Below are 26,056 nucleotides of genomic sequence, written 5' to 3' on the forward strand. Positions count from 1 at the left end.
CGTCAGAGCGCCTCGACGCCGCGCTCGCCGGTGCGGACCCGGACGACCTCGTCGACGGTGGTCACCCAGACCTTGCCGTCGCCGATCCGGCCGGTGCGGCTCGTCGAGACGACGACGTCGACCGCCGAGGTGGCGTCCATGTCCTCGACGAGGACCTCGAGGCGGATCTTCGGCACGAAGTCGACCGTGTACTCCGCCCCGCGGTAGACCTCGCTGTGCCCGCGCTGGCGCCCGTAGCCGCTCGCCTCGCTCACCGTCATGCCGGTGATGCCGTAGGCCTCGAGCGCCTCCTTCACCTCGTCGAGCTGGTGGGGCTTGATGATGGCGGTGACGAGCTTCATGCCTTGGCTCCTTCGGTGGTGACTTCCTCGTGGTGACGCGCGTCGTGCTGGACGCCGGCGCTGCTGACGCCCAGGCGGCCGCCGCGGGCGACGAGGTCGTAGCCGGACTCGGCGTGCTCCGCCGCGTCGATGCCGGCGACCTCGTCGTCCTCGCTGACCCGCCAGCCCATCGTCGCCTTGAGGGCGAGGGCGATGACGAGGGTGAGGACCGCCGAGATGACGAGGCTGGCCAGGGCGATGACGACCTGGACGACCGTCTGGTCGATGCCGCCGCCGTAGAAGAGCCCGGTCTCGGTGGCGAGCAGACCGGCACCGACGGTGCCCCAGAGCCCGGCGACGAGGTGCACGCCGACGACGTCGAGGGAGTCGTCGTAGCCGAAGCGGTACTTGAGGCCGACGGCGAGGGCCGCGAGACCACCGGCGACCGCGCCGAGGACGAGCGAGCCGACGGGTGAGAGCGAGCCGCAGGCCGGGGTGATGGCGACGAGACCGGCGACGACACCGGAGGCGGCGCCGATCGAGGTGGCGTGCCCGTCGCGGATCTTCTCGACGAGGAGCCAGCCGAGGATCGCCGCAGCGGTCGCAGCGGTGGTGTTGACCCACACGAGCGAGGCGAGGCCGTCCGCGGCGAGCTCGGAGCCGGCGTTGAAGCCGAACCAGCCGAACCACAGCAGCCCGGCGCCGATCATGACGAGCGGCACGTTGTGCGGGCGCATCGCGGTCTTGCCGAAGCCGAGGCGCTTGCCGACGACGAGGGCGAGGACGAGACCGGCGATGCCGGCGTTGATGTGCACGACCGTCCCACCGGCGAAGTCGATGGGTGCGACGTTCGCCACCCCGTCGGTGATCCCGTACATCGCACCGGCGATGCCGCCCTCGGCGCCCGAGAGCAGGCCCCCGCCCCACACCATGTGGGCGATCGGGAAGTAGACGAGGGTGAGCCAGATCGCGACGAAGACCATCCACGTCGAGAACTTCACGCGGTCGGCGATGGCGCCGGAGATGAGGGCGACGGTGATGATCGCGAAGGTCAGCTGGAAGCCCGCGAAGAGGACCTCCGGCAGCCAGACGCCGGCGCCGAAGACGTCGATGACCGGCATGCCGTCGGCACCCACGGTCGTCGTCACGCCCTCGACGGTGCTCGCGACGCCGCGCAGGCCGAACTTGTCGAAGGGGTTGGCGAAGATGCCCGCGACGTCGGCACCGCCGAAGGACATCGAGTAGCCCCACAGGACGTAGACGACGCCGGCGACGCCCATGGCGCCGAAGCTCATCATCATCATGTTGAGGACGGACTTGGCGCGGGTCATGCCGCCGTAGAAGAGGGCGAGACCCGGGGTCATGAGGAGGACCAGGGCCGCGCAGATGATCATGAAGGCGGTCGCCGCGGGGTCGATCGCCGGTGGCTCCGCCGCGAGGGGCATCAGTGCTGGACTCATGCGGAGCAGCCAACGCGGCGCAGGTTTCGCCTCCCTCGGCCGATTGTTTCGACGAGGTTGCGGATGGCCCCCCTTCGTAAGCGGTGCGTTACCGACACCTCTGCGTCCCACGATGCGGGACGCGAAGGGGGACGGCGACCGCCCACCGGGTGCGGGCGTGAGCGACCTGGGCTGGGATGATGGAGGCATGACACCTGTGCTCGTCTACGACGGCGACTGCGGCATGTGCACGCGTGCCGCGAGCCTCGTCTCCCGGCGGCTGCGGCCGTCCGCCGACACCTACGACGTCGAGCCCTCGCAGGCGCTCGACCTCCAGGCCCTCGGCCTCACCGCGCACCAGTGCGAGGAGGCCCTGCAGTGGGTCGGCGCCGACGGCGAGGTGAGCAGCGCCCAGGACGCCGTCGCCCGGATGCTCCTCGCGTCCCGGCCCGTCCTGCGGCCTGCGGGCGCCGCGCTGCTCCTGCCGGGGGTCAACCCGCTCGCCGGTGTCGTCTACCGGTGGGTCGCACGCAACCGCCACCTCTTCCCCGGCGGCACCGCCGCCTGCCAGCTCCCACCCACCCCCTGACCCGCCCCCCTCGCTGGTCGAGGTGCGAGGAAGGCTCTTGCTGGTCGAGGTGCGAGGAGCGCTGCGACGAGCCTCGAGACCACCCCCTTCGCACGCTCGCCGGTTTCGAGGCTCGGGCCCTGAGGGCCCGTCGCACCTCAACCACCAAGGCCCCTGCGCTGGTCGAGGTGCGAGGAGCTCTGCGACGAGCCTCGAGACCACCCACTTCGCTGGTCGAGGTGCGAGGAGCTCTGCGACGAGCCTCGAGACCACCACCCGCCACGAGCCAGGGCGCGCTAATCCCTCGGAGCGGTCCTGTGGGAGGCGATGATGACGCACCGGGCCGAAGGGGTCCGTCAGATCTGAGGAGCCCCGCATGAGCATCCCACCGCCGCCGCCCGGTCCAGGGGCCGGTGGCCCCGGGCAGCGACCCCCCGGTCCCCCGCCCCACGGCGGTCCCCCCACGGGTGGCCCCGGCGGGTACCCCGGTCCGGGTGGCTACCCCGGCCAGCCCGGGGGCCAGCCCTCCGGCCGCCGTCGGGTGCCGGTCTGGGCGTGGGTCGTCGGCGGCATCACCGCCCTCGTCCTCGCGTGCTGCGTCGGCTTCGCGGCGCTCGTCGCCCTCGGCGTCGCGAGCAGCCCGGTCGACGACGAGACGACGTCCGTGGCGCCGCAGAGCAGCACGACCGCCCCCAGCGAGGACACCTCGAGCTCGCCGGAGCCCGAGCCGACGCAGGAGCCGGAGCCGACCCAGGAGCCGGAGCCGTCGAGCACGAGCTCGACCCTGCCGTCGGCGCCGAGCTCGAGCGTGCCCCCGACCCCGGCGGGCTCGACGGCCAACACCGACAGCCGCTACACCCTCAAGCCCGACCAGCTCGAGTCCGAGGTCGTCCGCGGCCTCGGGGGCATCGGGCTGAAGAAGTCCGAGGTCGACTGCCCCTCAGCCCTCGTCCTCGTCGCGGACAAGACCGCGACGTGCACCGCGCCGAACCCCGTCGGCGACGGCACGGCGACGATCACCGCGACCGTCGAGTGGGCTCAGATCTCGGGCACGAGCATCCGCTACTACCTCGGCTTCGAGCTGAAGACGAAGAAGAGCACGTAGCGCCCGGCAGAGACCGGAGCGGACGACGAAGGGGGTGGGCGCCGAGCGCTCACCCCCTTCGTGCTGCCGTGAGAGGTCAGCCGACGATGGCGTCGACGAAGGCCTCGGGGACGAAGGGGGCGAGGTCGTCGGGACCCTCGCCGAGACCGACGAGCTTGACGGGGACGCCGAGCTGACGCTGGACCGCGACGACGATGCCGCCCTTGGCGGTGCCGTCGAGCTTGGTGAGCACGACACCGGTGACGTCGACGGCCTGGGCGAAGACCTTCGCCTGGGCCAGGCCGTTCTGGCCCGTCGTCGCGTCGATGACGAGGAGCACCTCGTCGACCGGCTGCTGCTTCTCGACGACCCGCTTGATCTTGCCGAGCTCGTCCATGAGCCCGACCTTGTTGTGGAGCCGGCCCGCGGTGTCGATGACGACGCAGTCGGCCTCCATCTCGGCGCCGGCACGCACGGCGTCGAAGGCGACGGCCGCCGGGTCGGCCCCGTCGCGGTCGCTGCGCACCACGGGGACCCCGACGCGCGCGCCCCAGGTCTCGAGCTGGTCGGCGGCCGCGGCGCGGAAGGTGTCTGCTGCGCCGAGCACGACGTCGCGGTCGTTGGCGACGAGCACGCGCGCGAGCTTGCCGACGGTCGTCGTCTTGCCGGTGCCGTTGACCCCGACGACGAGCAGGCAGGCGGGCCGGCCGTCGACGCGGCTCGCGGCGAGCCCGCGGTCCATGGTCGGGTCGACGAGCTGGAGCAGGTCGGCGTAGAGCCAGTCCTTGGCCACCTCGGGGTCGGTCGTGCCGTCGATGGCGACGTGGGCGCGCAGCGAGTCGACGAGCTCGGTCGTCGGCTCGATGCCGAGGTCGGCGCGCAGCAGGACGTCCTCGACGTCCTCCCAGTCCTCCTCCGACAGCGAGCCGCTGCTGAGCAGGGCGAGCAGGGTCTTGCCGATCGCGCTGTTCGACGTGGCCAGACGGGTGCGCAGGGTGCGCATGCGGTCACGGGTGGGGGCCGGGGTGTCGACCGGGGTCACCGGCTCGGCCTCGACTGCGTCGAGCGGGTGGACCTCGGGCTCGGCGGCCGACGCCGGGGCGGGCTCGGCCGCGGGGGCCTCCGGCTCGGCGGCAGGCGCCTGGGCCGGCTCAGCGGGCGGCGCCTGAGGGGCCTGGGCAGCCGGGGCCTCGGGCTCGGCTGCCGGGGCCGGCGACTCCGGGGCCTGCGGCGCGTCGGTGATCGGCGCGACGTCGGCGTCGCGCTCGTAGACGTCCGGCTCGTCCTGGCCGGTGGTCGGCGCGCTCGTCGCCTCCGAGGGGGCGGGGTCCGCCGGTGTGGTGCTCTGCGGGGCCTCCGGCGCGGGCGCGCTCGGCGCCGCCGGGGTGACCTCGGTCGCCTCGGCGGGCTCCGCGGGGGCGGTCGCACTGGAGGGGGTGTCGCGCTCGGTCGGGCGCTGCGGTGCCTCGGGGGCCCCTGTCGCCTTGCCGCTCGGCCGGTCGAGGACGATCGTGCCGCTGCGGTGGTCGGTGGTGCCCTTCGGCCGCTCCGGCGGCCGGTGCTGCTCGGGCAGGTCGCCGTCGGACCCACCGCGCCCGCGCAGCAGGCCGACGAGCAGCCCACCGAGCAGGACGAGCAGACCGACGGCGACGAGGACGTACTCAAGGACAGTGTCGATACCCATCACGCCGCCCATCCTCGCAGCCCGCGGCGTCAGCCAGCGAGGTGACCGAAGTCGGCCTCGAGCTGCGCCCACGGACCGCTGGCCTCGACCCGCCCGTCGGCGAGCACGACGACCCGGTCGGCCTGAGCGAGCGCCGCCCGCTTCGAGGTCGCGCCGACGACGGTGACCGAGCGCTCACGCAGCGAGCGCCACAGCTCGACCTCGGTCGTCGCGTCGAGCGCGCTCGAGACGTCGTCGGCGAGCAGCAGCTCGGTGTCGGCCGCGAGCGCGCGGGCCAGCGCGAGGCGCTGGACCTGCCCGCCGGACAGCCGGACCCCTCGGTGCCCGACGGCGGCGTGGGGCCCGCCGGCGGTCGCGACGTCCGGGCCGAGACGCGCCGCCTGCACCGGCGCCTCGAAGAGCCGCTCGTAGCCCAGCTGGACGTTGTCGGCGAAGGTGCCCGACACCACCCGGGGCACCTGCGCGACATAGGCCACCTGGCCCGGTCGCAGGAAGACCTCGGGGTCGTCGACCTCGTGGCCGTTCCAGTGCAGGCCGCCGCGGTGGTCGACGAGACCCGCGAGCGCGCGCAGCAGACTCGACTTGCCGGAGCCGACCTGGCCGAGGAGGAGCACGAGCTCGCCGGCCCCCACCGAGAGGTCGACGTCCTCGACGCCGACGGTGCCGTCTTCGTGCACCGCCGTCATCCCGACGAGCGAGAGCCGGCGCAGCGGCACCCGGTCGACCTCCGGCGGCGCGGGCGCCGCACCGGTGACGAGGTCGACCCCCGGCGCCGTGTCCATGAGATCGGCCCCGCCGGCCAGGCGGCTGGTCACCTGCTGCCAGGCGCGGGTGCCCGGGGCCTCGGTGACGACCGCGCCCGCGACCCGGCCGAACCAGTCGAAGCCGCCGACCGCGCCGACGAGGAGCAGGGCGGTGGCCAGCCCCCACCAGCCCCAGAGCACGCCCGCCCAGGTGACGACGAGACCGGCCTGGACCATGAGCATCGGGACGCCGTCGAGCACCGCGCGGACCCTGTGCTCGCGGATCGCCGCGTCGACGCGACCGCCGTCGACCGAGCGCAGGTGGCGCCGCAGGTCGGGCACCTGCCCGGCGAGCTTGACCGTGCGCGCGGACTCGAGCGTCGAGACGAGCACCCGCCCGAACTGCGCCCGGGTCGTCGAGGCGTAGGCCGCCGAGCGCCCCGCGATCGGACGGCCGAGGGCCGAGGCCCCGGCGGCGGCGACGAGCACGACGAGGAGCACGAGGCCGGCGAGCGGGCTGCGGGCCGAGACCGCGGTGATGACGACGATCGCCATGCCGTTGACGAGGTCGACCCAGCGGTCGGCGTAGCGCGCGTACCGGTCGGCGTCCATCGCGCGGGCCACGATCTCGCCGGCGGGCACGCGGTCGAGCCGCCGGTCGGCGGTCTGCCCCACGAGCACCGACATGCGCACGCGCAGCAGCACCTCGACCCACCAGCGGGGGTAGCGCCCGATGGCGACGGCGAAGAGGACCGGGCCGACGAGGATCGCGACGACGCACGCGACGAGCCACGGCGTGACCTGCTCGCCGTCGCGCAGCGCCTGGACGGTGTGCCCCCACGTGAAGCCGGTGAGCGCACCCAGCGACCCGGTGAGGGAGAAGCCGAGGAAGAGCCCGGCGGCGAGCAGCCCCCATGCGGGGCGGATGCGCAGGGCGTGCCAGATCCCCTTCGTCAGCGACGGCCCGTCGCCCGGGTCGCGGCTCGGCGGCGGGTCGACCCGCCGCCGTGACCCCTCGAGGGTCGGCGCCACCACGAGAGGCGCGTCGGCCGGGCCGACCGGCTCTCCGGAGACGGGCTCGGGGGCGCCCGGTGAGGCCGTGCTCGCCGCGCGGAGCAGCTCGCGGAAGGGCCCCTCCTGGGTCGCCAGCGCGACCCGCGGGCCGTGCTGGACGAGCCGTCCGTGGTCGAGCACGGCGACGAGGTCGGCCCGCGAGATCGTCGACAGTCGGTGGGCCACGAGGATGCCGGTGCGCCGGCGCAGCAGCCGGTCGGCGGCGGCGACGACCCGCTGCTCGGTCACGGGGTCCATCCGTGCCGTGGCCTCGTCGAGCACGACGACGCGCACCTCGCGCAGCAGCAGGCGGGCGAAGGCGACGAGCTGCTCCTCCCCGGCCGACAGCGTCGCTCCCCCGGGCCCGAGGACGGTGTCGAGGCCGTCGTCGAGCCCGTCGACCCACTCGGCGAGCCCGAGCTCGGCGACGACCTGCTCGACGCGCTCGCGCTCGACGTCGGCGAAGAGCGCGACGTTCTGCGCGAGGGTCCCGGCGAGGATCTCGGTGCGCTGGGTGACGACGCCGACGGCTCGGCGCAGCTCCTGCAGGTCGATGTCGAGCACGTCGACGCCGCCGAGCAGCACGGTGCCGGGCTCGGGGTCGACCGCCCGTGACACGAGCGAGGCGAGCGTCGACTTGCCCGAGCCGGTGCGCCCGACGAGGGCGATGGTCTGACCGGCCGGCACGTGCAGGTCGACACCGGCGAGCGCGAAGGTCCCCTCGCGATAGCTGAAGTGCAGGTCGGCGAAGTCGAGGTCGACCTGCTCGGTCGGCACCGGCAGACCACCGCGCGGCTCGGGCTCGACGGCGAGCATCTGGCGCAGCCGGATGACCGCGCCGAGACCGGCCTGGAGGTCGGGCAGCTGCTCGGCGACCCGGCCGACGATGCTCACGAAGCTCGTCGTCACGAGGAAGAGCGTGACGAGCTGCGCGACGGACAGCCCGCCGCGCGAGGCGACGGCGATGCCGACGACGGCGATCGCCGCGAGCAGCCCGTGGAGCAGGAGCATGGCGCGCAGGGTCATCGAGCGCTCGACCCGGATGACCTCGTGGAAGCGGGCGTGGACGTCCGCCGACAGCCGGGCCAGACGCTGGACGGCGAAGGGGGACCCCAGGCTCGTGCGCAGGTCGTCGCGCCCGGCGATGCCCTCCTCGAGCGCGGCCGCGTGGTCGGTCCAGGCCATCTCCTCGACGACCTTGCGCGAGGCGACCTCGGCCATGAGCGGGCGCATGACGACGTAGGCACCCACGGCGAAGACCGGGAAGAGGACCCACGCCGGCCACCACGTGAGGGCCGCGACGACCCACATGGGGATCGCGGTGAAGACCGCGCGCAGGGCGGTCCACACCTGCTCGCGCACGAGCGTGCCGACGTCGTGCGTGTCGTCGTCGACCCGGTCGAGCACCTCGCCGACCGCCTGGTCGGACAGCGCCGACAGCGGCTGGTCGAGCGCGGCGTCGAGCAGGTCCTCGCGCAGCCGGCCCTCGGCCCGGTCGACGACGTAGGCCCACACGAGCCGGCCGACGGTGTCGAGCACCGCCCCGCCGACGAGGCACAGCGCGAGCCAGGAGACGAGCACCGCGCTCGGGTCCTCGGCGAGCCGTCCGGCGAGGACGGACCCGGCCGCCTGACCGGCGGCGTAGCCCGCGAGGGCGAGCCAGGAGATCGTGACGAGCGGGTGCCGCAGACGCGTCCACGTCACCTGCCGTCGCGGGGGCGGGGTGGTCGTGGGCGGTGCGGTGGTCCCTTGGGGGACGAGGTCGAGCGTCGTCATGGCGTCCCTGAGCGTACGACCGCCCACCGACGACGCGACACCGAGTTTTCGGCCGGGAGGCCGCCCCCTTCGCCCTCCCGCGGACCTCGTCGGGCCCGCGGGAGGGAGGAGGCCTCAGAAGATGAGGACCCGGTCCGCCGGGTCGAGCCACATGCCGTCGCCCTCGGCGACCTCGAAGGCCTCGTGGAAGGCGTCGATGTTGCGGCAGGCGTTGCCGCGCAGGTCCTGCGGGGCGTGCGGGTCGATGGCGAGCAGGCGCTCGGCCTCCTCGCGGCGGGCGTCGCCGCACCACACCCGCGCCCAGCTGACGAAGAAGCGCTGGTCACCGGTGAGGCCGTCGTCGCCCACGCTCGTCGCGGCCTCCTCGCCGACCGCGATGCGGTAGGCGGCGTGACCGATGGCCAGGCCGCCGATGTCGCCGATGTTCTCGCCGACGGTGAGCGCGCCGTTGACCGCCCGGTCCGGCGCGGTGCGGCTGCGCTGCCCGTCGAACTGCGCGCGCAGACGGTCGGCCAGCGCGGTGAAGGCCTCCTTGTCCTGCGGGGTCCACCAGTCGCGCAGAGCGCCGGTGCCGTCGAAGCTCGCGCCCGAGTCGTCGAAGCCGTGCCCGATCTCGTGCCCGATGACCGCCCCGATGCCGCCGTAGTTGACCGCCGGGTCGGCGTCGGCGTCGAAGAAGGGCGACTGGAGGATCGCCGCGGGGAAGACGATCTCGTTCATCCCCGGGTTGTAGTACGCGTTGACCGTCTGCGGGGTCATGAACCACTCGTCGCGGTCCACCGGGCCGCCGAGCTTGCCGATCTCGCGGTCCGCGGCCAGGGCGTTGGCCCGGCCGACGTCGGTGAGCAGGTCACCGGTCAGCTCCAGCGCGGAGTAGTCCTTCCAGCGCACGGGGGCGCCGACCTTCGGGGTGAAGGACTCGAGCTTGGCCAGGGCCTCCGCCTTCGTCTCCTCGCTCATCCACGACAGCGAGGCGAAGGAGCGCCGGAAGGCCTCGACGAGGTGCTCGACGAGCTCGTCCATCGCCGCCTGGCTCTCCGGCGGGTAGTGCCGCTCGACGTAGAGCTTGCCGACGGCGTCGCCGAGCGCCCCCTCGAGCAGGCTGACGCCGCGCTTCCAGCGGGCCCGCTGCTCGGGGATGCCCGACAGCGTGCGCCCGGCCAGGTCGAAGTGGGCCGCGACGAGGTCGCGGCCGAGGTGCGGCGCGGAGGCGAGGACGACGTGCCAGCGCAGCCAGGCGCGCCAGTCGGCGACGTCGACCTCGTCGAGCGCGGCCGACAGCGAGCGCAGGTAGTCGGGCTGCCGGGCGATCGCCCGGTCCAGCACGCCCTCGGGCATGCCCCACGCCTGCGACCATGCGGCCCAGTCGAAGGACGGGGCGGCCTGCGCCAGCTCGTCGGCGGTCATCGGGTTGTACGTCGCGACGGCGTCGCGGTTGCTCACGCGGTCGAGGTGGCCCGTCGCCAGACGGTGCTCGACACGCAGCACGGCGTCGGCGACCGACCCGGCGTCGGCCGTGCCGGCGAGCGACAGGAGGGTCTCGACGTGGCCGCGGTAGGCCCGCAGCACGGCGGCGTGCTGCTCGTCGCGGTAGTAGCTCTCGTCGGGCAGCCCGAGACCGGACTGCTCGAGGTAGACGACGTACTCGTCGGGGTTGCCGTCGTCGGTCGCGACGATCGGGGCGAGCAGCCCGCCGACGCCGAGCCGCCCGAGGCGCCCGGTCGCGACGAGCAGGGAGCGTGCGTCGTCGACCGCGTCGACCTCGTCGAGACGGGGGCGAAGGGGGGCCAGCCCGGCGGCCTCGACCGCCTCCTCGTCCATGAAGGAGGAGAAGAGCCCGCCGATGAGCCGGGCGTCGGGGTCGGAGCCGGGGTCGGCCGCCGCCTCCTCGACGATGGCCCGCACGTCCTCCTCGCTGCGCTCGCGCAGCACGTCGAAGACGCCGTAGCGGCCCTTGTCGGCGGGGATCTCGACCGAGCTCAGCCAGCTGTTGTTGACGTGACCGTAGAGGTCGTCCTGCGGGCGGGTCGTCGGGTCGAGCGGGTGGTCGAAGGTCGGCGTCTGCGTCACGCCGTCAGTCAAGCACGCAGCGCCGACGCCGGCGCGTGCGCCGGGGGTGGGCGCACGCCGCGAGGACGGTCGTCAGTCGCGCTTGCGACCGGCCGTCGCGCCGCTGATCGCGGCGGAGGTCCGGCTCGCGGCGGCGTCGGCGCCGCCGCGCACGCGCACGACGACGCGCTCCCCGCGGGGGGTGAGGAGGTCACGGCCCTCACGGCGGGCCGGCACGAGGACGACGCCGAGCACCGCCAACGAGAGGGCGACGCACAGGAGGAGGCCGACGACGATCGCAGTCATGGTCGTATCGTCGCCGACCGCTGCCCCGGGGCACGAATCGACACGCCCCGCAGGGGTGCTCGTGTCCAGGGTCGAGGTCGCGGCGGGCCTAGGACGCGACGTCGCGGATGCGCTGGCTGACGACGGTGGTGATGCCGTCGCCGCGCATCGAGACGCCGTAGAGGGCGTCCGCGACCTCCATCGTCTTCTTCTGGTGGGTGATGACGATGAGCTGGCTGGAGTCGCGCAGCTCCTCGAAGAGGGTGATGAGACGCCCGAGGTTGGTGTCGTCGAGCGCGGCCTCGACCTCGTCCATGATGTAGAAGGGGCTCGGCCGCGCCTTGAAGATCGAGACGAGCAGCGCGACGGCCACGAGCGAGCGCTCCCCGCCGGAGAGCAGCGACAGGCGCTTGACCTTCTTGCCCGGGGGGCGCGCCTCGACCTCGATGCCCGTCGTCAGCATGTCCGAGGGGTCGGTGAGGGTCAGGCGGCCCTCTCCCCCGGGGAAGAGGCGGCCGAAGACCCCTTCGAACTGCTCGGCGGTGTCGCGGAAGGCCTCCGCGAAGACCTGCTCGACCCGCTGGTCGACCTCGGCGACGATGTCGAGGAGGTCCTTCTTGCTCTGGCGCAGGTCCTCGAGCTGGGTCGTGAGGAAGGTGTGCCGCTCCTCGAGCGCGGCGAACTCCTCGAGCGCGAGGGGGTTGACCCGCCCGAGGGCCTTGAGGCCGCGCTCGGCGGCGCGCAGGCGCTTCTCCTGCTCCTCGCGCACGTAGGGGCGCGGTGCCGGCGGCTCGGCGTCCGGGTCGTCGTCGGGCGAGGGCACGTGCGGCACGCCCTGGTGGGGGCCGTACTCCTCCATGAGCACGTCGGGGTCGATGCCGAGCTCCTCGATGGCGCGCTGCTGCAGCTGCTCGATCCGCGCGGTCTGCTGGGCGCGCGCGACCTCGTCGCGGTGGACCGTGTCGGTGAGCTCGCGCAGCTCGTCCTGCTGGGCGGCCAGAGCCGTGCGCATCTGCGCCAGCCGGGTGTCGCGCTCGGCGCGGGCGGCCTCGGCCTGCTGCTGGGCGGCGGCGGCCCGCTCGACGGCGGCGGCGACGAGGGTCGCCGCGTGACGGGCCGCGTCCTGGACGGCGGCGGCCACGCTCGCCTCACGACGGCGGCGCTCCTGGCGGGCCCGCAGCCGCTCGCGGGCGGCGATCTCGTTGCGCGCCGCGCCCTCGAGGCTCTCGGCGCGGCCGTGCAGGGAGCGCGCCCGCTCCTCCGTCGTGCGCAGGGTGAGGCGGATCTCGGTCTCGGCGGTGCGGGCCCGGCTCGCCTCGAGCTCGAGGCGGTCGCGGTCGTCGGTCGTCGGCTCGGCCTCGTCGGCAGCGGGCTCGGCGCTCGCCTGCTCGAGCCGGGAGCGAAGGGCGGCGAGCTCGGCCCGGTCGGACTCGAGGCCCGTCGTCAGCGCGGCGATCGCGGTCCGGGTGCGCTCGGCCTCGGCCCGGGCGACCCGGGCGGTCTGGCCGTGGCTGCCGAGCTGCTCGGCGACGGCCGACATCTGCGCGTCGCTGTCGTGCAGGGCGTCGAGCGCGGCGTCGCTCGCCTCGCGCGCCTGCTCGAGGGTGGCGCGGGCACGCGCGAGCTCGAAGGCTGCGCGCTCCCCCGCCGACGTCGCGTCGGCGACGGTCGTGCGGGCCTCGTCGAGGGCGGACTGCACCTCGATGAGGCTCGGCGCCGAGGCGGAGCCGCCCCGCACGAAGCCGGGCCCGAAGACGTCGCCGGCGCGGGTGACGGCGGTGACGCCCTGCTCGGACAGCGCGATGGCGTCCTCGTCCTCGCCGACGAGGGCGACCCGGTCGAGCACCTGGGCGACGGCCGGGGCGACCTCGTCGGGGGCGGCGACGACGTCGATGGCCCAGGTCGCCGAGGCGGGCAGGTCCGGCCAGGTCGAGCGGTCGACGACGCCGGCGGTGGCGCCGACGACGAGGTAGACCTGTCCGGCGTCCTCCTCGCGCAGCCGGCGCACGGCGGCGGCCGCGTCGGTGGCCGACCCGACGGCGAGGGCCTCCGAGGCCGACCCGAGGGCGGCGGCGATCGAGGCCTCGTGCCCGCCGGAGACGGTGATGAGCTCGGCGATCGAGCCGAGGATGGTCGGGGCGCCCTGACCCGCGGCGTCGCGCAGGGTCTGGGCACCGTCCTTGCGGCGCAGCGACAGCTCGAGCGCCTCGACCCGGGCCTGGGCCGCCCCGCGGTCGCGCTCGGCCGCCCGCTCGGCCTCCTGCCAGCGGGTGACCTCGGCCTCGGCCGCGTCCTGGGCGGCGCTGGCCCGCTCGAAGGCCTCGTCGAGACCGGCCTCGCTGCCCTCGGCATCGGCGATCGAGGACTCGAGCTGGCGGAAGGCCTGCTCGGCCTCGGCGGCACGCTCCTCGGCGCGGGTGATCACCCCTTCGAGCCGGCCGACCTCGGCCTCGGCGGCCTCGACCTTGCTCTGCCGGGCACCGACCTGGCCGGTGAGCCGGGCCAGCCCCTCGCGGCGGTCGGCGGCGGCGCGCACGAGCCGCTGGACCCGGTCCTGCTCGGCGCTGTGGGCGGCCTCCGCCGCCTCGCGGGCGGCGGTGGCGTCGGCGAGCCGCTGGGTGATCTGGTCGATCTCGGCGCGCAGGGCGTCCTCGTCGGCCCGGGCCTGGGCGGCCTGGCGGCGCAGCTGCTCGGGGTCGCGCCCGCTCGTGCTCTCGTGCTCGTCGTCCTGGCCGAGCAGGCGCACCCGCTCGGCGGCGACGGAGGCGGTGGACTCGAGCCGGTCGCCGACCGAGCGCAGCCCGACGAAGCGGCGCGAGGCGTCGGCGAGCAGCGGGGCGGCCTGGGCGGCGAGCGCCTCCTGCTCCCCGATCTCGGCCCGTGCGGTCGCGAGGGCCTCCTCGAGCGCGGCCCGTCGGCGCAGCATGGCCGTCTCGTCGGCGACCTCCTGCTCCAGGGCCGAGGTCATCTGCACGAGGTCGTCGGCGACGAGGCGCAGCCGGGCGTCGCGGGCGTCGGTCTGGATGACGGCGGCCTTGCGGGCGGCCTCGGCCTGCCGGCCGAGCGGTCCGAGCTGACGGCGGATCTCGGTCGTGAGGTCGGCCACCCGGGCGAGGTTGACCTCCATCGTCTCGAGCTTGCGCAGCGCCCGCTCCTTGCGCTTGCGGTGCTTGAGGACCCCCGCGGCCTCCTCGATGAAGCCACGGCGCTCCTCCGGGGTCGCGCGCAGCACCGCGTCGAGCTGGCCCTGACCGACGATGACGTGCATCTCGCGCCCGATGCCGGAGTCGGAGAGCAGCTCTTGGATGTCGAGGAGCCGGCACGAGGTGCCGTTGATGGCGTACTCCGAGCTGCCGCCGCGGAACATCGTGCGGCGGATCGTCACCTCGGTGTAGTCGATCGGGAGCGCGCCGTCGGTGTTGTCGATGGTCATCGAGACCTCGGCGCGGCCGAGCGGCGCGCGGCCGGCCGTGCCGGCGAAGATGACGTCCTCCATCTTGCCACCGCGCAGGCTCTTCGCGCCCTGCTCGCCCATGACCCAGGCGAGGGCGTCGACGACGTTGGACTTGCCCGAGCCGTTCGGCCCGACGATGCACGTGATGCCCGGCTCGAGACCGAGGTGGGTGGCGGAGGCGAACGACTTGAAGCCCTTGAGGGTCAGGCTCTTGACGTACACGTCACGCTCGCAATCGGATGGGCAGGCGGTCACGGCCGCGGCGGCCGACGGCCGTCACCCTACCGGGGCGAAGGGGGGACCCCCGGGTCCTTCGTGCGCGGCTCAGCGCGCGTCGGGCTCCTGCGGCGGGGCGACCGGGGCACCCTCGGCGATCGCCTCGTGGTGGCGGATGACCTCGGCGATGATGAAGTTGAGGAACTTCTCGGCGAAGTGGGGGTCGAGCCCGGCGTCGTCGGCCAGGGCGCGCAGCCGCTCGATCTGGCGCTCCTCGCGCCCCGGGTCGGCGGCGGGCAGACCGAGCTCGGCCTTGAGCACCCCGACCCGCTGCGTGGCCTTGAAGCGCTCCGCGAGCAGGTGGACCAGCGCCGCGTCGACGTTGTCGATGCTCTGGCGCAGGCGGTGCAGCTCGGGCGGGGTCTGGCTCACGCCCAGCACCGTAGGCGCTCCCGCCGCTCGCCCGCGAACCCGTCTCACTCCCCCAGATCCGGGCTACCGCTCGACGAAGCCGGTGCGGTCCCCCTTCGCCGGGGCGTCGTGGCGCACGACGGTCTCGACCCGGCCCGGGCGGCGGGTCGTGCTCGGCGCCTCGCGCAGCAGGGCCTCGAGCCGATCGAGCTGCTCGGGCTCTCCCTCGGCGACGACCTCGACCCGCCCGTCGTCCATGTTGCGGGCGTGACCGACGAGGCCGAGCTCGAGGGCGCGCGCCCGGGTCCACCACCGGAAGCCCACCCCCTGGACCCGGCCGCGGACGAAGAAGGTCGCTCTGGCGCTCATGCCGAGGACGCTAGCGCCGCAGGCGGTCTCGGCGCGCCCACGGTGCGCCTCCCCAGGGTTGTCCCAGGCAGCCCATAGCGTGCCCCTCGTGGGTGCAGCCATCCCGACGACGACCCCGGCGCAGGACACCTCCCGTCCCCTGCCCGACGGCGTGCTGCCCGCTCGCACCCCGAGAGGGCATCTCGCCGGGCTCGACGGGCTGCGGGCCCTGGCCATCGTCGCCGTCGTCCTCTTCCACCTCGACCCCGCGTGGCTGCCCGGCGGCTTCCTCGGCGTCGACGTCTTCTTCGTCATCTCCGGGTTCCTCATCACCACCCTGCTCGTGCGCGAGCGCGAGCAGAGCGGCACCGTGGACCTCCGCGGCTTCTGGACCCGACGGGCCCGCCGGCTGCTGCCCGCCCTGCTCGTGTGCGTGCCGGCGTGCATCCTCATCGCCCGCACCGTCGAGGCCGACCTGCTCGTCGGCATCCGGCGCCAGGCGCTCGGGGCGCTCACCTTCTCGACGAACTGGCTCGAGATCGCCGGTGGCAGCGACTACTTCCACTCGACGAGCCCGCAGCTCTTCATGAACTTCTGGTCGCTCGCGGTCGAGGAGCAGTTCTACCTCGTGTGGCCGCTGGCGACGATCGCGCTGCTCGCGGTGCGCCGCCACCTCGGCCTGAGCTGGGGGGCGATCGCCACCGCGGTCCTGGGCATCGGGGTCGTCTCCGCCGTGCTCATGGCGGCGCGCTACGACCCCGACTTCGTCACCCGCGTCTACTACGGCACCGACACCCACCTCGTCGGGCTCATGCTCGGCGCCGCGATGGCGATGTCGTGGGCCGGGCCCACCCGCGCCGGCACGACCAGCCCGACGTGGCACCGCTACCGCCGCCACCTCCTCGTCGCCGCCGGCCTGGTCCTGCTCGCCCTGCTCGCGCTCGCCGACGAGGGCTCGGCGTGGACCTTCCGCCTGGGCATCCCGCTCGCCTCGCTGGCGACCGCGGTCCTGCTGCTCGGCGCCGTCGACCGGCCCGGCCGGCTGCGCTCCACCCTCGAGCTCGCGCCGCTGCGCTGGATCGGCACCCGCAGCTACGGCATCTACCTGTGGCACTGGCCGGTCATCCTCGTCATCGGCCAGGACCTGCCGAGCGCCGCCGGCACGGGCGAGTTCGTGTGGACCCGGGCATGGGCGGTCCTCGTGACGATCGCCATCGCCGACCTGTCCTTCCGCCTCGTCGAGACGCCGGTGCGCCGGCTCGGCTTCGGCGGCGCGCTGCGGGCCCTCGGCCGCAGCCTGCACTGGGCGACGCCCCGGGCGCGCCAGGTCGGCGCCGGCGTCATCGTCGTCAGCGGGCTCGTCCTCGCCGTCGTCCTGCTCACCGCGCCCGACAAGACGAGCACCCAGGCCACCCTCGAGGAGAACGCCGCGCAGGCCGCCGCGCCGCGGGCGAGCACCGAGGACCAGGTCGACGAGGGCAACCCCGACTTCACCATGCCCAAGGGCTCGCAGATCGACGTCTTCGGCGACTCGATGGCCGTCGGCAGCGTCCACGCCCTGCGCTACTACTTCCCCGGCGTCCAGATCGACGCGAAGTCCAACCGGCAGTGGTCGGACGGGCAGCGCGCGGTCGAGCAGGCCGGTGACTCCCTGCGCCGGGCCGTCGTCCTCGCCTTCGGCACCAACGCCGGCACCGACGAGCGCACCGTGCGCGCGCTGCTCGACGAGATCGGGCCGGACCGCATGGTCGTCCTCGTCAACCTCCACGCCGACCGGCTCTCGCGCATCGAGGGCGACAACGACACGCTCGAGGCCATCGCGAAGGACTACCCCAACGTCGCGATCGCCGACTGGGACGCCGCGGTGGCGAAGGACCCCTCCCAGCTCCAGGCCGACGGCATCCACCCGTCCCTGTCCGGGGCGCACGTCTACAGCAAGGTCATCCGGCAGGCCTTCGCCGACCTGTCCGAGAAGCACACGGGCAAGCCGGTGCGGCTCAAGGAGCTGCCGATGCCCTGACGGGCGTCGCACCCCGTGGTCGGGCACACCGCGGTCAGGCTCGCGGCAGCCGGGGCCTGGGCTGGCAGCGCGGGCACGAGGTCGAGCTGCGGTTCATGAACTGCTCGCGCCGCATGAGCGTGCCGCACCTCGGGCACGGCCGGCCCTCCTGGCCGTACGCCGCCAGGCTGCGGTCGAAGTACCCGGACGCGCCGTTGACGTTGACGTAGAGGGCGTCGAAGCTCGTCCCCCCTTCGCCCAGGGCCTGGGTCATGACGTCTCGCGCATGGCCGAGCAGACGCTCGATGGCGGGCTTGGTGAGCGAGGACGCCGGGCGCTCGCCGTGGATCCGGGCCCGCCACAGCGCCTCGTCGGCGTAGATGTTGCCGATGCCGGAGACGACCCGCTGGTCGAGGAGCACGCGCTTGATCCCGCTGGTGCGGCGCTTGATCTCGCGGGCGACGGCCCGGTCGTCGAAGGCGGGGTCGAAGGGGTCGAGCGCGACGTGGCCGACCGCCTCGGGCACCCCGTCGGGGCGAAGGGGTGACCACGCGAGCCCGCCGAAGGTGCGCTGGTCGACGAAGCGCAGCTCCGGTCCGTCGTCGGCGAAGCCCAGCCGGGCGTGGAGGTGGCGCGGGTCGGGCGTGCCGGGGGTGCTCACGAGCATCTGGCCGCTCATGCCGAGGTGGACGACGAGCCCGTGGTCCGGTGGCTCGAGGGGCCCCGGGGCGCTCGCGAGCCACAGGTACTTGCCGCGGCGGTGCGCGCCCGTGACCCGGCTGCCGGTGAGCTGACGCACGAGGTCCTCGGGCCCGGGCAGGTGGCGCCGGGCCACCCGGGTGCCGCGCAGCTCGACCTGCGCGACCGTGCGGTCGACGACGTGGTCGGCCAGCCCGCGGCGGACGACCTCGACCTCGGGGAGCTCAGGCACCCCGGTCGGCCGGTGCGGTGGCGGGGTCGGGCGCGCTCGAGCCGGCGGCGGCCATCGACTCGGTGATCGCGGTCCACGCGGCGCGCGCGGCCTCCTGCTCGGCGACCTTCTTCGCCCGGCCGGTGCCGCTGCCCCGGGGGACGTCGTCGACGAGGACCTCGGCGGTGAAGACCTTCTCGTGGTCGGGACCGGTCGCGCTCACCCGGTAGTGGACCGACCCGGCGCCGGCGGCCGAGGCGGCCTCCTGCAGCGAGGTCTTCCAGTCCAGGGCGACGCCGAGCGTCGCGCTGCGGCGCATCACCGGTCCGAGCAGACTGTGCACGAGCCGGCCGGCGGCGTCGAGACCGCGCGGCTGGGGCGCGGAGAGGTAGATCGCGCCGATGACGGCCTCGAGCGTGTCGGCGAGGATCGAGTCCTTGTCACGCCCGCCGGTCGCCTCCTCGCCACGCCCGAGCGCGACGTAGTCGCCGAGCCCGATGGTGCGCGCGACGTCGGCGAGCGCACGCATGTTGACCACCGCGGAGCGCAGCTTGGCGAGGTCGCCCTCGGCCATCTCGGTGTGCGTGTTGTGCAGGTGGTCGGTGACGACGAGCCCGAGGACGGAGTCCCCGAGGAACTCGAGCCGCTCGTTGTGCGGGATCGAGCCGTTCTCGTAGGAGTAGGAGCGGTGCGTCAGGGCACGCGAGAGCAGCGGCTCGTCGACGACCTCCTCGGTGGTCTCCTGGAGGAGAGCGAGGAGGTCCTCGACGGGCCGCTGCGCGGTCTCGCCTCGCTGTGCGCTCACAGCGAGCGGGCTCAGCCCTGGTGCTCGGTGCGGTCCGCCGTCGCGTAGTAGCGACCCTTGTAGGTGCCGCAGGCCGGGCAGGCCTGGTGCGCCGGGGCGGGCGACTTGCACTGGGGGCAGGTCGACAGCGCGACCGGCGTCGCCTTCCAGTTCGCGCGGCGCGAGCGGGTGTTGGAGCGCGAGAGCTTCCGCTTCGGGACAGCCACGTCAGGTCCTCTTCTCTTCGTCGTCTCCCCCGGCACCTTCTGCCAGGGGACGGAGTGCCTCGAGGGAGGCCCACCGGGGGTCGATCAGCTCGTGCTGGTGGTCCGGGTCGTCCTCGAGCCGTGCTCCGCACTGCGGGCACAACCCGGGGCAGTCCTCCCGGCACACTGGCTGGAACGGCAGCGACGGCAGCACTGCGTCCCGGAGCACGGGGTCGAGGTCGATGACGTCGTCCTCGATCGCGTGCTCCTCGTCGGCGTCCAGCTCAGCAGCCACCTGCCGGTGGTGCTGAGCCCGGTCGGGCCACACGAAGAGCTCCTGGAAGCGGACGTCGACCGGGAGGTCGATGTCGTCCAGGCACCGTACGCATGCCCCGGTCGCGGTGGCGTCGACCGTCCCGGTGACGAGGATCCCCTCGTGCACCGACTCCAGACGGACGTCGAGGTCCATCGGGGATCCGGGCGCGACGGCCAGGACGTCGGTGCCGAAGTCGTCCGGCGCCGCGACCGTGCGGCGCACTTCGCTCATCGATCCTGGCCTGCGGCCGACGTCCTTGGCGTCAAGGGCGAACGGCGAGGCAGCGTCGAGGTGCTTCATGACTCCACACATGTCTTCGGGACGGTCCACGACGTCGTGACGCGGACCGACGCCCAACGGTACCGGAGCACTCGCGCGCGCCCAAACCCGCTGTCGCGGGTCCCCCTTCGCACCGGTGGCGAAGGGAGGGTCACCGCCCGCCCTGACGCTCCAGGAGCGCGTCGCGCACCTCGTCGCTCACGAGACCGGTGATGTCGCCGCCGAAGCGGGCGACCTCCTTGACGAGCGAGCTCGAGACGTGCGCGAGCGCGGGGTCCCCGGGCAGGAAGACCGTCTCGATGCCGGTGAGGTGCGCGTTCATCCGCGCCATCGGCAGCTCGTAGTCGTAGTCGGTGCCGCCGCGCAGCCCCTTGAGGATCGCGGTCGCGCCGACCTCGGTGCACACGTCGACGAGCAGGCGGTTGGCGAAGGCCTCGACGCGGACGCCCGGCAGGTCGCCCACCTGGGCCTCGATGAAGCCGATGCGCTCCTCGACGGCGAAGGTGCCCTGCTTCGCGGGGTTGTGCAGGACGGCGACGACGACCTCGTCGAAGAGCCCGGCCGCCCGGCGCACGACGTCGACGTGGCCGACGGTCACGGGGTCGTAGGAGCCGGGGCACAGGGCGCGACGGGGTGCGGCTGAGGTCATGGCGTCACTGTGCCAGAGGCCGTGCCGCCCGCCCCCGCCGCACCCCGCGGCAGGTCACTCGTCCTCGGGCTGCTCGTCGTTGGGCAGCAGGCCCTGCTCGTAGTCGCGCTTGACGAGGGCCTCGACCTGCTCGAGCGAGCCGCAGCCCTCCTCGAGGAGGCGGTTGCGGTGGGTGCACCAGTCGACGCCGAGCTGCTGGCGCAGCTCCTCGCTCGCCTCGGTGGCGGCGGGGTTGAGGATGCTCAGCTCCTCCTCGCCGATGTGGTGCATGAGGGCGGTCGCGACCTTCTCGACGGCGTCCTCGTACTTCTGGGTGTCGGTGCCCTTGGCCTGGAGGAGGTGGAGGAGCTCCTCGTTGCACGCGGCGTGCTCCTCCTCGCCGTGCTCCTCCTCCTCGCCGTCGATGACCTTCTTGGACTTCAGGCGGGGGTAGACCTGCTCCTCCTCGGCCTCCGAGTGGGCGATGAGCAGCTCGGAGAAGGCGGCACGGGCCGAGTCGCGGTCGGCGGTGGTGTCGCGCAGCTCGCGCAGCAGCTCCTCGAAGCGGCGGTGGTCGTCCTTGATGAGCTCGACGATGTCTCCGGACGTGGGTCGTGCGATGTCGTGATCAGCCATGCCGTCAACGTAGGCCGGACGACCTCTGATCGGGGACTTCGCGCCGGGGCCTGTCCACGCAAGGGGGACCTAAGTGGCGCGGCCGCGGGGCCGCGACCGTGGTGCTCAGATCTGGTAGTCGGCGGCCCAGGTGCGGGCGTACCAGAGGACGGTCTCGCCGTAGTCCTTGCGCGCCTCGACGGTGAGCCCGGCGGGCCATGACGGCTCCGGGCTGCGGCTCGAGCGCTCGACGACGACGAGCGCGTCGGGGCTGAGCCACTCGCGGGTGAGCAAGAGGTCGAGGACCGCGGCGAGGGAGTCCTCGTCGACGTCGTAGGGCGGGTCGGCGAGGACGAGGTCGTAGGCGAGGGTCGGGGTGCGGTCGAGAGCCGCCTCGACGGTGCCGGCCTGGACGCGCGCGCCGGCGGCGCCGACGTCGGCGATGTTGGCGCGGATGACCCCGATGGCCCCGCGGTCGGACTCGACGAGGAGCACGCTCGCGGCGCCGCGGCTGGCCGCCTCGAGCCCGAGGGCGCCGGAGCCGGCGTAGAGGTCCATGACGTGGGCGCCCTGGACGGCGTCGCGGGACTCGAGCGCGGAGAAGAGCGCCTCGCGCACGCGGTCGCTCGTCGGGCGGGTCCCGCCACCCGCAGGGGTGCGCAGGCGTCGCCCGCCGGCCTGGCCGCTGATGATGCGCGTCACGCCTCCATCATGGGTCATCGCGGCGCGCGCTCCCACCTCGGTCCGCGCCCCGGGCGTCTCCCCCGGCGACGACGGGGCCCGCTCGAGGGCCTTCGGGCGAAGGGGAGGTCAGGACTTCTCGAGGTAGGCGGCGCGCTCCTCGTCGGCCCAGCGGGCGACGGCGGCGGCGAGCTCGGGGTGCGCGGAGAGGTCGGGGTCGGCGGCGAGGACGACCTCGACGTCCTCGCGGGCGGCCTCGATGAGGTCCTCGTCGCGCAGCAGCGACAGGTGGCGCAGCTGCGAGCGGACCCCGGACTGGGCGGTGCCGAGCACGTCGCCCTCGCGCCGCTGGGCGAGGTCGACCCGGGCGAGCTCGAAGCCGTCGGAGGTCGAGGCGAGGGCCTGCAGACGCTCCTGCGCGCTCTCGGCGTCGGAGCCGGTGACGAGCAGGCAGACCCCGGGGTGCCCGCCACGCCCGATCCGGCCGCGCAGCTGGTGCAGCTGGGAGATGCCGAAGCGGTCGGCGTCGAGGACGACCATCGTGCTCGCGTTCGGCACGTCGACGCCCACCTCGATGACCGTCGTCGCGACGAGCACGTCGATCTCGCCGGCGGCGTAGGCCGACATCACCGCGTCCTTCTCCTCCGGGCGCATCCGGCCGTGGAGGGCCGCCGTGCTCACCCCGGCGAGGGCGGGCACCTGGGCGAGCAGCTCGAGGGTGCCGGAGACGTCGGCGAGCGGGCGGGGCGCGTCGTCGTCCGGCACGCGCTCGCCGTCGGCCTCGTCGTCCCCGACCGACCCCTCGCTCAGCAGGTCCACGCCCTCCTCGACGTCGTCGTCGCCGCCGATGCGCGGGCACACGACGAAGGCCTGACGGCCGGCGGCGACCTCCTCGGCGATGCGCTCCCACACCCGCTGCACCCAGCGGGTGTTGTCGGCGGGCACGACGTGGGTCGTCACCGCCTGGCGCCCGCGGGGCAGCTCGCGCAGCGTCGAGGTGGCCATGTCGCCGAAGACGGTCATCGCGACGGTGCGCGGGATGGGGGTCGCGGTCATGACGAGGAGGTGCGGCGGGTGCTCCCCCTTCGCCCGCAGCGCGTCGCGCTGCTCGACCCCGAAGCGGTGCTGCTCGTCGACGACGACGAGCGCGAGGTCGTCGAAGGTCACGACGTCCTCGAGCAGGGCGTGGGTGCCGACGACGATGCCCGCGGCGCCCGTCGCGATGTGGATGAGCGCCTCGCGGCGGGCCTGGGTGCTCATCGACCCGGTGAGCAGCTGCACGCGGGTCGCGTCCTCGGCGCCGCCGAGCATCCCCGCCTCGGCGAGATCGCCGAGCATGCCGCGGATCGTGCGCTCGTGCTGCACCGCGAGCACCTCGGTGGGGGCGAGGAGCGCGGCCTGGCCGCCGCTGTCGACGGCGGCGAGCATCGCGCGCAGCGCGACGACGGTCTTGCCCGAGCCGACCTCGCCCTGGAGGAGGCGGTGCATCGGGGTGTCGGCAGCGAGATCGGCGAGGACGGCCTCGCCCACCTCGCGCTGGCCCGCCGTGAGCTCGAAGGGGAGCCGCTCGTCGAAGGTGGCGAGGAGCTGCCCGTCGGGTCGCCGGGCACGGGTGACCTCTGCCGCCCGCTCCGCCCGGCGCATGCCGAGCAGGCACTGCAGGACGAAGGCCTCCTCGAAGCGCAGCCGGTGGCGGGCCCGCTCGACGTCGTCGAGGGTGTGCGGGGCGTGCAGCGCGGTGAGGGCCTCGAGCCGGCCGAGCAGGTCGCGGCGCTCACGGACCTCGTCGGGCACCGCGTCGACGACCTCGTCGAGGTGCTGCAGGACGACACGCACCGCGGCGGACACGCCCCACGACTGCACCCCGGGCACGTGCCGGTAGATGGGGATGAGCCCACCCTCGTCGACGGCGAGGTCGCCGAGCGCGTGGAGCGCCTCGATGCTCGAGTACGCGGGGTGGGCCAGCTGACGCCGCCCGCGGTACTCGCCGACCCGCCCGGCGAAGAGGAGCGTACGGCCGACCTGGAGCTCCTTCTCGTGGCCGTAGGCCGAGAAGAAGGTGACGTCCATGCGGCTGCGCCCGTCGGTGATGACCGCCTCGAGCATCTTGCCGCGGCGCGACTTCATCGTGCGTGTGGTCGCCGACTCCACGGTCGCGACGGCGACGAGGTAGTCGCCGACGGCAGGCGCGCCGAGGTCGGCGACGGTCGTGCGGTAGCGACGGGGCGCGAAGTCGAGCAGGTCGCCGACGGTGACGATGCCGCGGTGCTTCTCGAGCTTGCTCGCGGCGGAGCCGACGAGCCCCTTGAGGCGGGTGTCCTCGGTGGTCACCGGCTCACTCGACCCCGACGAGCAGCGGGTAGGCCGGCTGGCCGCCGTCGACGACCTCGACCTCGACGCCGTGACCGAGCGCCTCGGCAGCCGCGCGGGCCGCGGCGACGAGCTCGTCGTCGGCGTCCTCGCCGACGACGAGGGTGACGAGGTCGGCCCCCGAGCCGGCGAGCCGCGAGACCACCTCGGCGGCGACGGCGCACAGGTCCTGGCCGACGATGGCGATGTCACCGGCGACGACCCCGAGGGCGTCGCCGACCTCGCACGGCCCGCCGCTCGTCAGACCGGCCTTGACGGCGGTCGTCACCGCGCCGTGGCGCGTCGCCGCGGCGGCCCGGGTCATCGTCATCTCGTTGTGGCGGGCGTCGGCGCCGGGGTCGTAGACCGCGAGGGCGGCGAGCCCCTGGACGGCGGTGCCCGACTCGACGACGTGCACGTGCTGCCCCTCCTGGCCGGCGGCCTGGGCGCACGCCCTCGCGGCGAGCACGGTGTCGCGGTCGTTGGGCAGGAGGATGACGTCGCCGGCACGGGTCTCGCGGACCGCGTCGAGCAGCTCACCGGCCGAGGCCCGGCGACCGGGCCCGGAGCTCACGACCGAGGCACCCACCTCGCGCACGAGCGCGGCGATGCCCGGCCCGGCGGCGCACGCGACGACGGCCAGGCCGACCCGGGGGTGGGGGCGCATCGCGTGGACGAGCGGGGTCACCTGGACCTCGCGGGGCGGGGCGACGGCCAGCCCGGCCTGCAGGGCCGCGCCGATGTCGTCGGTGTGCACGTGGACCTTCGTCGTCGTGCCGTCGCCGCTGAGCACGACGCTGTCGCCGAGCGCGTCGAGGTCGCACCGCAGGTCGTGCAGCGCCTGCTCGTCCTCGCTGTCGAGCAGGTACATCACCTCGAAGGCCGGCCCCTCGGCCGCCGCGGGGCCACCGGCCTCGGCGGGCGCGGGACGGGTGACGGCTCCCCCTTCGCCCGTGGACCACTCGGGCCGGCGGCGCAGGTCGAGGTTCATCGTGAAGTCGTCGACCTCGTACCGGTCGAGCGGGGTGTGGTCGCGCACGACGCGGTCGAGGGCCTCGAGGAAGAGCAGGTAGCCCGCACCCCCGGCGTCGACGACCCCGGCGGCGGCGAGGACGGGCAGCTGCGACGGGGTCGCGGCGAGCGCGTCGCGGGTGGCCTGGACCGTGCGCTCGGTGAGGGTCGGCAGGTCGGCGCCGTCGGCGGCGGCTGCTGCGGCCGCCTCGGCGGCCCGGTCGGCGACGGTGAGGATCGTGCCCTCCTGGGGGCGCACGACGCTCTCGCGGGCGCGCCGGGCGGCGGCGCCGAGCGCGCGGGCGAGCAGGGGCGCGTCGGCGCTCGCGGTGCCGGCGCCGGAGAGCTCGTCGCTGATGCCGCGGATGAGCTGGCTGAGGATCACCCCGGAGTTGCCCCGGGCGGAGAGCATCGCGGCCCGCGACATCGCCGCGGCCTCGCCCGGCAGGTCGACCTCGCCGAGCACCCCGCGGGCCTCGTGGTCGACGCGCACGGCGTCGAGCGCCTGGTCGAGGGTGAGGTACATGTTCGTGCCCGTGTCGCCGTCGGGCACCGGGAAGACGTTGAGCGCGTCGATCTCGGCCCGCCGCGCGGCGAGCGCGGCACGGGTGACGACCGCCCAGCGGCGCATGGCGGCGGCGTCGATCGCGGTCAGCACTCTCGTACGCTAACGGAGAGGACCGTCACCGCGACCCCATCCGGAGCGGTCCGCGTGCCGTGCGCCGGAGCCGTTTTGGTCGCGCACGCACTGCTCGGCTACGCTGGACCGGTTGCCTGGAGCCCGATCACCTCGTGATCACGCGGCCCCGGCAGCACCACCGACACGTACGCATCATCGATCGAGGAGA

General features: G+C 74.4%; 21 protein-coding genes. 3 read left to right on the forward strand and 18 right to left on the reverse strand.

What is annotated here, in order from left to right:
• Positions 1-2: 2 nt before the first annotated feature.
• Together LIV55_RS03660 and LIV55_RS03665 are read right to left on the reverse strand one after the other, a co-directional pair.
• The gene (locus tag LIV55_RS03660) at positions 3-341 is read right to left on the reverse strand and encodes a P-II family nitrogen regulator (RefSeq protein ID WP_068274613.1); all 339 of its coding nucleotides are present in this window, start codon (positions 339-341) and stop codon (positions 3-5) included.
• Positions 338-1,780, reverse strand: a complete 1,443-nt coding sequence (locus LIV55_RS03665; RefSeq protein ID WP_123093277.1) for an ammonium transporter — start codon at positions 1,778-1,780, stop codon at positions 338-340. Before LIV55_RS03665 ends, LIV55_RS03660 begins: the two co-directional genes overlap by 4 nt.
• Before the next feature lie 187 nt (positions 1,781-1,967).
• Between LIV55_RS03665 and LIV55_RS03670 the strand changes: the two genes are divergently transcribed.
• Both LIV55_RS03670 and LIV55_RS03675 read left to right on the forward strand, forming a co-directional pair.
• Complete coding sequence (locus LIV55_RS03670) at positions 1,968-2,348, forward strand: thiol-disulfide oxidoreductase DCC family protein (RefSeq protein WP_229299214.1); 381 nt, start codon at positions 1,968-1,970, stop codon at positions 2,346-2,348.
• Between the two features lie 355 nt (positions 2,349-2,703).
• Positions 2,704-3,432: a hypothetical protein gene (locus LIV55_RS03675; protein ID WP_163562388.1), complete on the forward strand. Its 729-nt coding sequence runs from the start codon at positions 2,704-2,706 to the stop codon at positions 3,430-3,432.
• Between the two features lie 76 nt (positions 3,433-3,508).
• Here LIV55_RS03675 and ftsY read toward each other — a convergent pair whose 3' ends face one another.
• From ftsY to LIV55_RS03710, 7 genes are all read right to left on the reverse strand, one after another.
• A complete protein-coding gene (gene ftsY, locus LIV55_RS03680; RefSeq protein ID WP_191564472.1) occupies positions 3,509-5,095 on the reverse strand; it encodes a signal recognition particle-docking protein FtsY in 1,587 nt (528 codons plus the stop codon).
• A 29-nt stretch (positions 5,096-5,124) separates the two neighbouring features.
• Positions 5,125-8,667 (reverse strand): ATP-binding cassette domain-containing protein, encoded by a 3,543-nt coding sequence (locus LIV55_RS03685; RefSeq protein ID WP_229299215.1) that lies wholly within the window; start codon positions 8,665-8,667, stop codon positions 5,125-5,127.
• Positions 8,668-8,781: 114 nt separating this feature from the next.
• On the reverse strand, positions 8,782-10,737 hold the full coding sequence (locus LIV55_RS03690) for a M13 family metallopeptidase (protein WP_229299216.1): 1,956 nt from the start codon (positions 10,735-10,737) through the stop codon (positions 8,782-8,784).
• Positions 10,738-10,809: 72 nt separating this feature from the next.
• Entirely contained in the window at positions 10,810-11,022 is a 213-nt protein-coding gene (locus LIV55_RS03695) for a hypothetical protein (RefSeq protein WP_123093283.1), read from the reverse strand.
• An 88-nt stretch (positions 11,023-11,110) separates the two neighbouring features.
• On the reverse strand, positions 11,111-14,677 hold the full coding sequence (gene smc, locus LIV55_RS03700) for a chromosome segregation protein SMC (RefSeq protein WP_229299217.1): 3,567 nt from the start codon (positions 14,675-14,677) through the stop codon (positions 11,111-11,113).
• 102 nt (positions 14,678-14,779) lie between these two features.
• The gene (locus LIV55_RS03705; RefSeq protein ID WP_229299218.1) at positions 14,780-15,103 is read right to left on the reverse strand and encodes a chorismate mutase; all 324 of its coding nucleotides are present in this window, start codon (positions 15,101-15,103) and stop codon (positions 14,780-14,782) included.
• A 63-nt stretch (positions 15,104-15,166) separates the two neighbouring features.
• Positions 15,167-15,451 carry an acylphosphatase gene (locus tag LIV55_RS03710; protein WP_229299219.1) on the reverse strand — a complete coding sequence of 95 codons (285 nt, stop codon included), beginning with the start codon at positions 15,449-15,451 and terminating at the stop codon, positions 15,167-15,169.
• An 88-nt stretch (positions 15,452-15,539) separates the two neighbouring features.
• Between LIV55_RS03710 and LIV55_RS03715 the strand changes: the two genes are divergently transcribed.
• A complete protein-coding gene (locus LIV55_RS03715) occupies positions 15,540-17,450 on the forward strand; it encodes an acyltransferase family protein (RefSeq protein ID WP_229299220.1) in 1,911 nt (636 codons plus the stop codon).
• 34 nt (positions 17,451-17,484) lie between these two features.
• Here LIV55_RS03715 and mutM read toward each other — a convergent pair whose 3' ends face one another.
• The 9 genes from mutM to LIV55_RS03760 all read right to left on the reverse strand — a co-directional run bounded on the left by mutM (position 17,485) and on the right by LIV55_RS03760 (position 25,866).
• A complete protein-coding gene (gene mutM / locus LIV55_RS03720) occupies positions 17,485-18,360 on the reverse strand; it encodes a bifunctional DNA-formamidopyrimidine glycosylase/DNA-(apurinic or apyrimidinic site) lyase (RefSeq protein ID WP_229299221.1) in 876 nt (291 codons plus the stop codon).
• Complete coding sequence (gene rnc / locus LIV55_RS03725) at positions 18,353-19,144, reverse strand: ribonuclease III (RefSeq protein WP_123093288.1); 792 nt, start codon at positions 19,142-19,144, stop codon at positions 18,353-18,355. The genes mutM and rnc overlap by 8 nt, the downstream gene beginning before the upstream one ends.
• A gap of 11 nt (positions 19,145-19,155) precedes the next feature.
• Entirely contained in the window at positions 19,156-19,350 is a 195-nt protein-coding gene (gene rpmF / locus LIV55_RS03730) for a 50S ribosomal protein L32 (protein WP_068274571.1), read from the reverse strand.
• 1 nt (position 19,351) lies between these two features.
• Complete coding sequence (locus LIV55_RS03735) at positions 19,352-19,945, reverse strand: YceD family protein (RefSeq protein WP_191564480.1); 594 nt, start codon at positions 19,943-19,945, stop codon at positions 19,352-19,354.
• A gap of 130 nt (positions 19,946-20,075) precedes the next feature.
• Complete coding sequence (gene coaD / locus LIV55_RS03740) at positions 20,076-20,573, reverse strand: pantetheine-phosphate adenylyltransferase (protein ID WP_229299222.1); 498 nt, start codon at positions 20,571-20,573, stop codon at positions 20,076-20,078.
• 54 nt (positions 20,574-20,627) lie between these two features.
• Positions 20,628-21,188, reverse strand: a complete 561-nt coding sequence (locus LIV55_RS03745) for a hemerythrin domain-containing protein (RefSeq protein ID WP_123093290.1) — start codon at positions 21,186-21,188, stop codon at positions 20,628-20,630.
• A 105-nt stretch (positions 21,189-21,293) separates the two neighbouring features.
• Positions 21,294-21,869: a 16S rRNA (guanine(966)-N(2))-methyltransferase RsmD gene (gene rsmD, locus LIV55_RS03750; protein ID WP_068274561.1), complete on the reverse strand. Its 576-nt coding sequence runs from the start codon at positions 21,867-21,869 to the stop codon at positions 21,294-21,296.
• A gap of 108 nt (positions 21,870-21,977) precedes the next feature.
• A complete protein-coding gene (locus LIV55_RS03755; RefSeq protein ID WP_229299223.1) occupies positions 21,978-24,179 on the reverse strand; it encodes an ATP-dependent DNA helicase RecG in 2,202 nt (733 codons plus the stop codon).
• A 4-nt stretch (positions 24,180-24,183) separates the two neighbouring features.
• Positions 24,184-25,866 (reverse strand): DAK2 domain-containing protein, encoded by a 1,683-nt coding sequence (locus LIV55_RS03760; RefSeq protein WP_229299224.1) that lies wholly within the window; start codon positions 25,864-25,866, stop codon positions 24,184-24,186.
• Between the last annotated feature and the right edge of the window lie 190 nt (positions 25,867-26,056).

Source organism: Janibacter melonis (assembly GCF_020567375.1).
Taxonomy (GTDB): domain Bacteria; phylum Actinomycetota; class Actinomycetes; order Actinomycetales; family Dermatophilaceae; genus Marihabitans; species Marihabitans melonis.